This window comes from Rhizobium sp. L9 (assembly GCF_002531885.1).
Classification (GTDB): Bacteria; Pseudomonadota; Alphaproteobacteria; order Rhizobiales; family Rhizobiaceae; genus Rhizobium.
In genome coordinates this window covers 1-9419 of sequence record NZ_NWSZ01000057.1, presented here as the reverse complement: position 1 = coordinate 9419, position 9419 = coordinate 1, and the positions used below count along the sequence as shown (strand labels likewise).

General features: G+C 55.5%; 6 protein-coding genes and 5 pseudogenes. 7 read left to right on the top strand and 4 right to left on the bottom strand.

Translation table 11 applies throughout. The features are described from left to right. A pseudogene (locus tag CO660_RS31775) lies at positions 1 to 106 on the bottom strand (IS630 family transposase); the annotation flags it as partial. Positions 107 to 403: 297 nt separating this feature from the next. Here CO660_RS31775 and CO660_RS33545 point away from each other — a divergent pair. Continuing rightward, positions 404 to 796 (top strand): annotated as a pseudogene (locus tag CO660_RS33545) (GDP-mannose 4,6-dehydratase); the annotation flags it as partial. A 410-nt stretch (positions 797 to 1206) separates the two neighbouring features. Here the strand turns inward: CO660_RS33545 and nodA are convergent. After that, positions 1207 to 1794 carry a nodulation N-acyltransferase NodA gene (gene nodA, locus CO660_RS31760; protein ID WP_004679687.1) on the bottom strand — a complete coding sequence of 196 codons (588 nt, stop codon included), beginning with the start codon at positions 1792 to 1794 and terminating at the stop codon, positions 1207 to 1209. 664 nt (positions 1795 to 2458) lie between these two features. Between nodA and CO660_RS34205 the strand changes: the two are divergent. From CO660_RS34205 to CO660_RS31730, 4 genes and pseudogenes are all read left to right on the top strand, one after another. After that, positions 2459 to 2667: pseudogene (locus CO660_RS34205) on the top strand (insulinase family protein); the annotation flags it as partial. A gap of 64 nt (positions 2668 to 2731) precedes the next feature. Beyond that, positions 2732 to 3646 (top strand): hypothetical protein, encoded by a 915-nt coding sequence (locus CO660_RS31745; RefSeq protein WP_010034735.1) that lies wholly within the window; start codon positions 2732 to 2734, stop codon positions 3644 to 3646. 261 nt (positions 3647 to 3907) lie between these two features. Beyond that, positions 3908 to 5098 (top strand): annotated as a pseudogene (locus CO660_RS31740) (IS3 family transposase). A 167-nt stretch (positions 5099 to 5265) separates the two neighbouring features. Then, positions 5266 to 6855 carry a class I tRNA ligase family protein gene (locus CO660_RS31730; protein ID WP_092755088.1) on the top strand — a complete coding sequence of 530 codons (1590 nt, stop codon included), beginning with the start codon at positions 5266 to 5268 and terminating at the stop codon, positions 6853 to 6855. A gap of 147 nt (positions 6856 to 7002) precedes the next feature. Here the strand turns inward: CO660_RS31730 and CO660_RS31725 are convergent. Then, positions 7003 to 7136, bottom strand: a pseudogene (locus CO660_RS31725) (IS3 family transposase); the annotation flags it as partial. A gap of 384 nt (positions 7137 to 7520) precedes the next feature. Between CO660_RS31725 and nodD2 the strand changes: the two are divergent. Beyond that, complete coding sequence (nodD2, locus tag CO660_RS31720) at positions 7521 to 8477, top strand: transcriptional regulator NodD2 (protein ID WP_004677768.1); 957 nt, start codon at positions 7521 to 7523, stop codon at positions 8475 to 8477. Here the strand turns inward: nodD2 and CO660_RS31715 are convergent. Then, positions 8457 to 8825 (bottom strand): hypothetical protein, encoded by a 369-nt coding sequence (locus tag CO660_RS31715; protein WP_092755094.1) that lies wholly within the window; start codon positions 8823 to 8825, stop codon positions 8457 to 8459. The genes nodD2 and CO660_RS31715 overlap by 21 nt on opposite strands. Before the next feature lie 44 nt (positions 8826 to 8869). On the opposite strand from CO660_RS31715, the gene CO660_RS31710 reads away from it, so the two are divergent. Next, positions 8870 to 9256, top strand: coding sequence for a transposase (locus CO660_RS31710; RefSeq protein ID WP_011053358.1), 387 nt, complete (start codon positions 8870 to 8872; stop codon positions 9254 to 9256). Positions 9257 to 9419: the final 163 nt, after the last annotated feature.

The window sequence follows — 9419 nt, the reverse complement described above, 5'->3', positions numbered from 1 at the left end:
TCGAAATCCCAACTCCGAAACGAGCCGCAGCCTGTCGAGCCGACATGCCCGCCGCAGACGCTTTCAAAACCCGTATTAGGAGATCATCGCTCAGGGCCTGTCCCATCATCCACTTCTCCGCTGTGGATGTTGAATCAGCTTCGGTCGCTCTCGTCACCTCACAATCGATTCATCAATCGCAGGACATGTCTAGGTCGACCGCGCGCCAGCGCGACCGCGACCATCAGCAGGACAAAGAGCTTTGAAAACAGGAGACAATCGCACATCCCTGTAGCCAAGAGAGAAATGGCGTATCGCACGGGAGACGCTGCGAGCGCCCAGGTGATAGAGCTTCGCCTTGTGGCTGAACAAGCCAACTTCGATCGCGCAGGCCCGCCGCGCCCGACAGCTGGCCAAAAACAGCGCCAGGAGCTACGACTGGGGCCACGCACGTGAGTATGTCGAGGGCATGTCGCGCATGCTGCAGCAGGACAAACCGGATGGCCACGTCTTGGCGACCGGCGAGACGACGAGTGTCGGCCAATTTCTCGAGCGGGCTTTTGCCGACGTGAACATTACTTTGGAATGGAAGGCGTCCGGCGTCGACTGGCTACGACTCCGCGTCCGGTGCCTGCCTTGTTGAAGTCGATCCTCGATACCTCCGCCCGACGGAAGTTGATCTTCTGCCGGTGATCCGACCAAGGCCCGCCAGAAGCTGGGCTGGCAACACAAGGCCCCGGTTCAGGAGCTCGTCGCCGAGATGGTGCGCGAGGATGTCAAGCACTGGAAGGCCCTGAACAGCCGGGAAGAGCTCTGAGTGTACGACTTGTCCAACAAGAAGATCTGGGTTGTCGGCCATCGCAGTATGGTCGGCAGTGCGCTTGTGCGCAGGCTCCGATGCCGTGCTCTGCGGCAGTGGCGTCAGTTAGCGGGTCGAACGAGGAGCGCGGATCGTGAACCCGCGAGCGCGCAAAAATACGGCATTAGCCGATGATGTTCATACTTCCACCAGGTGCCCGGATTGCGGTACCGAGGCTTCGGGGCATATGTTCCTGATGGTCCTGCTTGTCTCGAATATCTCACGCTTGACGTCTAAGCGTTCGCAGATCGAAAGGTGCGGGATGTGTCATCGTGTGGGTCGGTCCGTCATCGAGGGTTAAATAGACGCACCGATCACTGGGCCGCCACCGTCTCTTCGGATAACTTCAGCTATGGGACCATGCTCTTTCATAGCTCAGGGCCATTCCGCTCGATCAAGGTCCCCGATGGCCAATCACTCATTGAGCATCCTATTGGGAATACTACCAAAATTACGTTTTCACAGCGCGTCGGCGGGAGGTTGAGATAAACATCGGCAAGGGTGGATCGCACGCGTACCCCTTCCAAAACCGTCGCAAGACCATTTCGGCAGAGCCTGAGAACAAGGTTGCGCAACGCCTGCCGAACACCGCCGAACGCAAACCGAACGCCAAGTTGCTGCAGCACTGGGTAAACAATGCGCATCGAATTAATGCCGTACCCCTCAAGATCTGGACGCACGCCCCACAATCCAAGCTCGCATACGAGTAGATCGACCTCGCCAACCCGAACGAAACGACGCAACAACCCCATGTGAGCGGCCACACCGTGCGCATCATAGCCTATTACGCGAAGCTCGGGCCTAGCTCCTGACCAACTACGAGCACCTTCGAATGGAAGGGCGTTGTAAGCTCCAGTTGGCCCATAGGTCTTCCGAAAGAAATCTGCGAGCTCCGTGTGGTCAGAGAGCTCCAACTCGTTTTCCCAGCACACTTTCCACCGCACCTGAGGGCTCATACCTAAACCTCCACTTAATACTCTGTCCAGGCGTCGACAGAGCAACTACTTGATACGCACTCGTTGGGGCGCTTCTAATGGCACTGGTATAAGCTGGTGAAATCATTTGTTTGGATGGAACTCATCCGTCCAATGGATGCGTTCCAATCAATCGGCCTGCCATCGGCTGCCGACGCCAGATGAAGCGGCCGGGCTCCAACTTCTTCGTGAACATGCCGCCTTGTCCATCATGCTGGATCATCTTGATCAGGCATCCAGGACATTGAACTGAAAAGTTGACCATGACTGAGAGGCTCGCTACTCAGGCAGAAGCAAGCCAAAGACGTTTTCGGCGATAATCAGGCAAATTGTCGAGATCACATTAGAACCATCGGCGGAACCGGGCTGGTCTATCCCGGCGTCGAAAGTCGTCGAACGACCCGACCTGGCGGAGGGGTTTTTTCGGAATGTTCGGTTTGCGACAGTCTGATTCCACACAAAATGGGACGCGGCGATAGGCAGCAGCATTCTCCTGTTGAATCTGAAAGGGGTTCCCCTCGCAAAACGCCCTGGTTCGCTTTGGCTATCGCAGCCCATGGACCGGCACGCTGGGTATCGGCGAAGATTGCCAGAGGACATACTTGCCTGGCGATCCCGACCTCGGGAGAAGATGATGGGTACAGGAATGGATTCGCAGATCAGTGCGTTTCCGGTGCAAGCTTTTAGGACCCCGGACACAGCAAACGCCTCCCAGGACTGGCGAGGCGGCCGCGAGATCGCAATTTTCTCCTAGATAACGGTATGAGGTGATCGTCATACCCTGGTCACCGGATGCCGATCGTCACGCACATGGTCTGGTACAGAGCCGGCGGCGCCGATGAGCCCCCGAGGAAATACTTAGTGACTGGCACGGTTGTTGCGTCGTCTCACGAAAGACAGCCGTTAACGAGAGGTCACGATGATGGATGTATGCTCGATGGGGATGGTGTTGTGCGGTGGGTACCTTCTTGCTGCATCCGCAGGCAGACTCGGCGGCGCTGAGAATGTCTTATCTGACTCGCCTTTGTCCGCGGCTGATGTATCGAGTTTCGAGACTTTCATAGTTCGCAGCCCACCGACATCACTCAATCTGGATCCCTTTTATGCCAAATATGCTGACGCAGCGGGCATACCTATTATTTCGTCAAACAAGGTTCCAGACACGGCACTATTGATCTCACGTGACATTGTCCTCTACATGTTGTCAGAACGCCGTGATGTCCGCGATGCTTTAATCCAGGCTGGAGCGCGGGTGGGCGTCATGGCAATTGACGAGACGACGACTGATATTCCCGAGCAGCGGGATTGGAAGAAGCCTCTTCCCGATGATCCACGTCTCACCCCTGACGAGCGGCGGGATTACGCCAACACGATCGGCAAGATGACTGCCCGAGACTACTGGGCACAAAGGGCGCGCGGCATGGGCGGGCTCTACACGACGGGAGCTGTGGAGAATTTGATGGGCGTGCCGGGCACGCGGTATTACGGCGGGAACATTCTTGTTCACGAATTCTCACATAATATTTTCAACGCGCTGCGCACGGTAGATCCTGATCTCGTTGCACGAGTTGAACGTGCCTATTCGCACGCCTACGAGAAAGGCCTCTGGGCGTGTTCCTATATGGAGAACAACGTCGATGAGTATTGGGCCGAGGGCACGCGATTTTGGTTCAATACGAACTTGGCTTACAGCCGAGGCAATCTCACCATTGCCACATCAGAAGATTTCGAGGCTCACGATCCAAGCCTCTATAATATCATGGCCGAAGTCTACCGCCATGACCACCACATTCTGGCGGATGTCTATTACCGGCATTCGGCGAAGTCGCAGTAATGTCCTTTGGTATTGACTGCCGGCCTCATGCTGCAATCCCGCTGGAGACCCGAACTATCGCTGATCGTCCGTAATTTGTCAGAGCCAGCCATAAATTTGAGTTTCCGTTCAATTGAAGCGCCCATGTTGTTCCCACGGGTGCATACCAAGTACTTCGTGGCCGCTGGAATTGGCTCCTTGTGCAACATCGAGACCAAATGACCTGCCACTGCGAATTTCCTCCAGAATGGATTAGAGTCCGGCCCATTAAAGGACGGATGAATGAAGAAGCAGAGATTTACGGAAGAGCAGATTATTGCGGTGCTGAAGGAGCAGGAGGCTGGCGCGAAGGTGGCCGACCTCTGCCGCAAGCACGGAATTTCAGAAGCAACATTTTATAATTGGAAAGCCAAATACGGCGGCATGGAAGTCTCCGAGGCGAAGCGGCTGAAGGCGCTTGAAGACGAGAACGCGAGACTGAAGAAGCTGCTGGCCGAACAGATGCTGGATGCAGCCGCACTTCGCGAGCTTCTTGCAAAAAAATGGTAGGGCCTGCCGCCAAACGCGACGCCGTCGCGCATCTGAAGACCGTCATGGGTCTTTCGGAACGGCGGGCCTGCCAGATTATATCTGCGGATCGGAAGATGGTGCGATATCGGTCCTGCCGACCGCCGGAGGTAGAATTGCGAGCGAAGCTGCGCGACCTCGCCAATGAGCGACGGCGTTTCGGCTACCGGCGACTGTTCGTCCTGCTTCGGCGGGACGGAGAGCCGTCCGGCGTCAATCGCATCTACCGGCTCTATCGCGAGGAAGGTCTTTCCGTTCGCAAGCGGAAAGCCAGACGCCGTGCTGTCCGCACGCGTGCTCCGATTTCTGGTCGAGGCGAAGGCCAATGCCCGCTGGTCGCTAGACTTCGTGCACGACCAGTTCGCTTGCGGAAGGAGGTTTCGCGTGCTCAACATCGTCGATGACGTAACGCGCGAATGCCTGGCGGCGATCCCGGACACATCCATCTCCGGTCGACGTGTCGCCCGAGAACTGACGACGCTGATCGAACGACGCGGCAAGCCAGGAATGATTGTCTCCGACAACGGCACCGAACTAACGTCGAATGCCATCCTTGCCTGGTCGAAGGATCACAAGGTCGAGTGGCACTACATCGCGCCGGGAAAGCCGATGCAGAACGGCTATGTCGAGAGTTTCAACGGTCGGATGCGCGACGAGTTACTCAATGAAAGCCTGTTCTTCGGCCTCGATCATGCCCGCAGCGCCATTGCTGAATGGGCGGACGATTACAACCATTTCCGGCCGCACTCATCGCTTGGATACAAAACCCCGGCAGACTTTGCCGGGACCATCGCCGCAACCGGCTCCAACGCTGCGCAAGATGAAAGCTTCGCGTTTCCGCCGGTTGCTCACACCGCGCCACTTGGCGTACTCAAAACCGCCGGGGCTCTAGTCGCTGCTGGGTGAAAGTACCGTGGCAGGTCACTCGGGCAGCGGCGTGTTTCAATCCGATGGAGAAACCTCCGCAGTCAGTGGGGACACGATGGTCTATATAGCGCCGCACCAAAAACACGCGATCAAAAATAGCAGCCCTCAAACCAGCTTAAAGTTCCTTTCGATATGGTGGGATTGAATTGAGAGCAAACCAACATACTTTTTTTGCCTGCTCGGCGCCGCCGTGCCCGAACGGCAAGCTGCATCTTGGGCATATAGGTGGCGTGTACCTTCTCGCCGACGTGTTCGTACGCTACCACCGCATGGTAGGCAACGCGGCCTATCACGTGACAGGTGCGGACGAACATGGCACTTACACGCTGGTGAAAGCCCGAAAGCTTGGCAGGCCGGTTGATGACGTCGCACACATGCACATTGAAGAAATTCTGCAGTGTCTGCGGTCAGTTGATATTGAACCGGACGTATTTGTAAGGACTTCAAGCGAAGACCACAAAGACCGCAGCTTGGCGATCTACGACCAACTAAGAGCGTCCGGCTACGTTGAGCTGCGCGACGGAGAGCAACTGTATTGCGGGACGTGCGAAGAGTTCGCCGCAGACTCACTCGCGGTCGGAGAGTGTCCAGCTTGTAACGCGCCAACAGATAGTAACCTTTGCGAAGATTGCGGCTCGGCGCTGCAACACAATCTACTACGCAACCCGATTCACACGACATGCGGCCAGAGCCTTATCTTGCGCCCGATTCGACAGGTTCATTTTGAGCTTGAAAAATTTGCTCCGGGGCTCGATCACGCCATTGAGGCGAGCGGATGGCCGGAATCCATAAAGCGCAAAGAACTTGACTGGCTACGGTCAAAACTGATGGCATTGCCGATGTCGCGGCATTTCGACCGTGGTGTGACTTTGAACTCCCCGGTGGAGGTGGCAGGCCAAACTTTAATGACTTGGTTTGAAGGATTGTGGTGCTATGAGACAGGAATCGAACGCCTCTGCAAGCAAAATGGCGCAGATCTCGATGACACTATGCGCAACGCGAGCACGAGACTCGTATTCTTCATGGGTCAGGATAACCGGTTTTATTACACGATCGGCGTTACTGCTAGTTTGTTCTCGCGCGGTTATGCGATTCCATACAACCATGCAATTCAGGACTTTTATAAGCTCGAAGGCGCGAAATTTTCTACTAGCCGTGACCACGCTGTGTGGGCTGACGAGGTGGCAGCAGATATCGACACGAACGTGCTGCGCTACTATTTGGCTAGCATCGCCAAGCCATTTGGCGCAAACGACAACGATTTTCTGATCGAGGGGCTGCTTCAGACCGCGGCTAGAATTCGTGCTTTCGAAACGGCTTTGCGCAAGTACGCCGGATGTAACGAGACGCTGACGGCCGACAAGCTGACAGTCGAGCAGAACCACAATGTTAAACGATATTCCGAAGCGGTGCAGGACTTGCGCGTCTGGGATGCCATGGACGCCATAGACGCCTTTTTCGACGTTGCGTCTTTTTCAAGGGCAGATACCTCAGTCAGCGCAGCGGAAGTTTCCGTATTTCTAAGCCTTCTTAATCCTGTGACCCCGATGCTTGCGGCGCGGTATGGTGCTTTCTTTTTCGGAGCCGGATGGCGGCCGGGGCTCGATGGCGGCACTATCCGGCCAAGCACCGGCTTACGCAAACCGGTTGATTTCCCATTGTTTAGCGACCCGATTCCGGAAGCCTTCATAGAGGCTTATGAAAGACGATTGAGGCAAGTCCGGCCGAATTCTTAGCTTTTAATGACGGCAACCGCTTTGACGATCCCGAGGCGAGTAACGCGGACGCCGACCGGATGACGGCATCTCGATAGCGGAGAACGCAAGGCGGCAGTCGGGCGACCTACTTCGTTCCGAAAGGCCCACGACGGCTTTCTGGCGTGCGACGGCGTCGCGCTTGGCGGCGGGCCTTTCTATTTTTTAAGGAGCTCGGGAAGTGGGGCCGTATCCAGGATCTGCTCGGCGAGCAGTCTCTTCAGTGTGGCGTTCTCTTCCTCAAGCGCCTTCAGGCGCGTTGATCTTTTCATCACAAATTACTGGCACGCCACCAATATCTTGAACATGCTTCCAAACAGAAGGAGCCCGCCAGTCGATAGCCAGCGTACGGCAAAGCCTCTCCGGTATCGCGATATGATGAACCTACTTCCGCCCATCCGTTCACTAGCATTTCATGTCGCTCGGTGACGCCGCTCCACATCGCCTATTGCTAAGGTGCCATTCGATATTTAAAGTGGATTACCTGCAACTATAACGTCTATCGTAACTATGCGGCCTACTTAATTGATCACCAAACTAACCTAAGCCTTTTTGACGAACCTTCATTGGATCTATGCTGGAAGGTTCTGTACTGGAAAAATCGATTGTTTGGATATAAAATATCCGTTGTTTGGATGTGACTAAAGATGCGTTTCAAGGGCCTTGATCTAAACCTGCTCGTTGCATTGGATGCGCTCACGACCGAGCGCAACCTAACGGCTGCCGCACGTAGTATCAATCTAAGTCAACCAGCAATGAGTGCCGCCATTGGTAGGCTTCGGGACTATTTCCGCGACGAATTGTTTACAATGAATGGTCGAGAACTTCGGCTGACGCCCCGTGCCGAAGGACTTGCCTCGGCAGTGCGTGAAACTCTCTTGCAGGTACAATGCTCAATCATCTCTTGGGAGCCGTTTAACCCGTCGAAGTCTGACAGATGCTTTAGAATAGTTCTGTCCGATTTCATGATGCTGATATACTTCAATAAAATCATTGAGCGAGTTGCTCGAGAAGCGCCCGCAGTCAGCTTTGAGTTGCTGCCTTTGGATAGTGATCCGTACGAGATGCTTAGCCGCGGTGACGTCGACTTCCTCATCGTGCCTGAATTTTTTCTCTCGGGAGCACACCCGAGCGCAAAACTGTTCACAGAGAAGTTTGTATGTGTAGCCTGTTCGACAAATGTGGACCTACCTTCAGCGCTGACGATCGAGCAATATGTCTCCACGGGACACGTCGCTGCCGCGTTTGGGCGCTTTTTGAAGCCATCGGTCGAGGGCTGGTTCTTGCTCGAGAATGGTATTCAGAGGCGGGTGGAGGTCGTCGTGCAAGGGTTTAGCTTAATACCACCAGTCCTGCGTGGCACGAACCGCATAGCTAACCTACCGCTTCGCTTAGTCGAGCATTACGAAAGTACTTTCCCTTTGCGGATCATCAACCTTCCGTTACCGCTCCCCGTCTTCACAGAAGCTGTTCAATGGCCAGCGCTCCATAATGCCGATCCAGGGAGCATCTGGTTCAGGGAGATATTGGTTGAGGAAGCTTCCCGTATGATGTCCTCCAACGCACCTAAAATACATGGGTTGCTACAACAATCCGGTTCCTGACCAAGGTTCCTGCTTGAGTAAGATCCGCCCGAGCCCGAATAAGTTCAACAGCCACCAAAGAGGCTTTTCAAAGGTATCCATCCGGGGAAGGCCGCTGACCTTGCCCCCAAGTTTTATCCAGTTTTGAGTTCGCTCCGACGGTTTTAGGTTGCTGTATTTGCGGCGGTAGCGGCGGGTTGCGGTGCGGAGCAATTGTGGTCCCCCAGCACCCTTCGATTTGCCGCCGAAGGTGCTAGACAGCACGTCGCGCAATCGTCCGAAGGGCGGCCGATCGGCGACGGGCGTAGCGCTCAGCTTCGTCGATAAAATGTAACCGGTGCTCCGCTCCCACGTTGTCTTTCCTGCCATGATCTGTGATCGCCTTTCCATGGACGAGCAACGGGAGTTTCTCCATGGAGACTACATTGGAGGTTCTCACAACCAGGAAGTCTGGACGTGAGGTTCACCGGCATTGGCCGGATGACGTGAAGGCGCAGATCGTTTCGGAGAGCCTTCGGCCCGGCGCGATGGTAAGTGAGGTCGCAGAGCGGCATGGGTTGAAGCCGAACCACCTCTCCACTTGGAGAACGATGGCGCGGCAGGGTAAGTTGCTTCTGCCCGCACCCGAAGACCCGATGGAGTTTGCAGCGGTAATCGTTGATCCGCCCGTTTCGGAGCCGCCGATCAAGAAAGCCAGTCGCGCCGAGATCATCGTCGGTTCCGTCACCATTCGTCTGGAAGAAGGTGCGTCTGCCGCTCGGATCGCCGCTGTCGCGCGTGCCTGTGCGGCTCCCGCATGATCTTTCCATCCAACCGCGTGCGGATCATGGTGGCGACCAAGCCAGTCGACTTTCGCAAAGGCCATGATGGCTTGGCGGCACTGGTCAAGAACGAGCTACACAAAGACCCATTCACTGGAACTGTCTTCGTATTCCGGTCGCGCAAAGCAGATCGGTTAAAGCT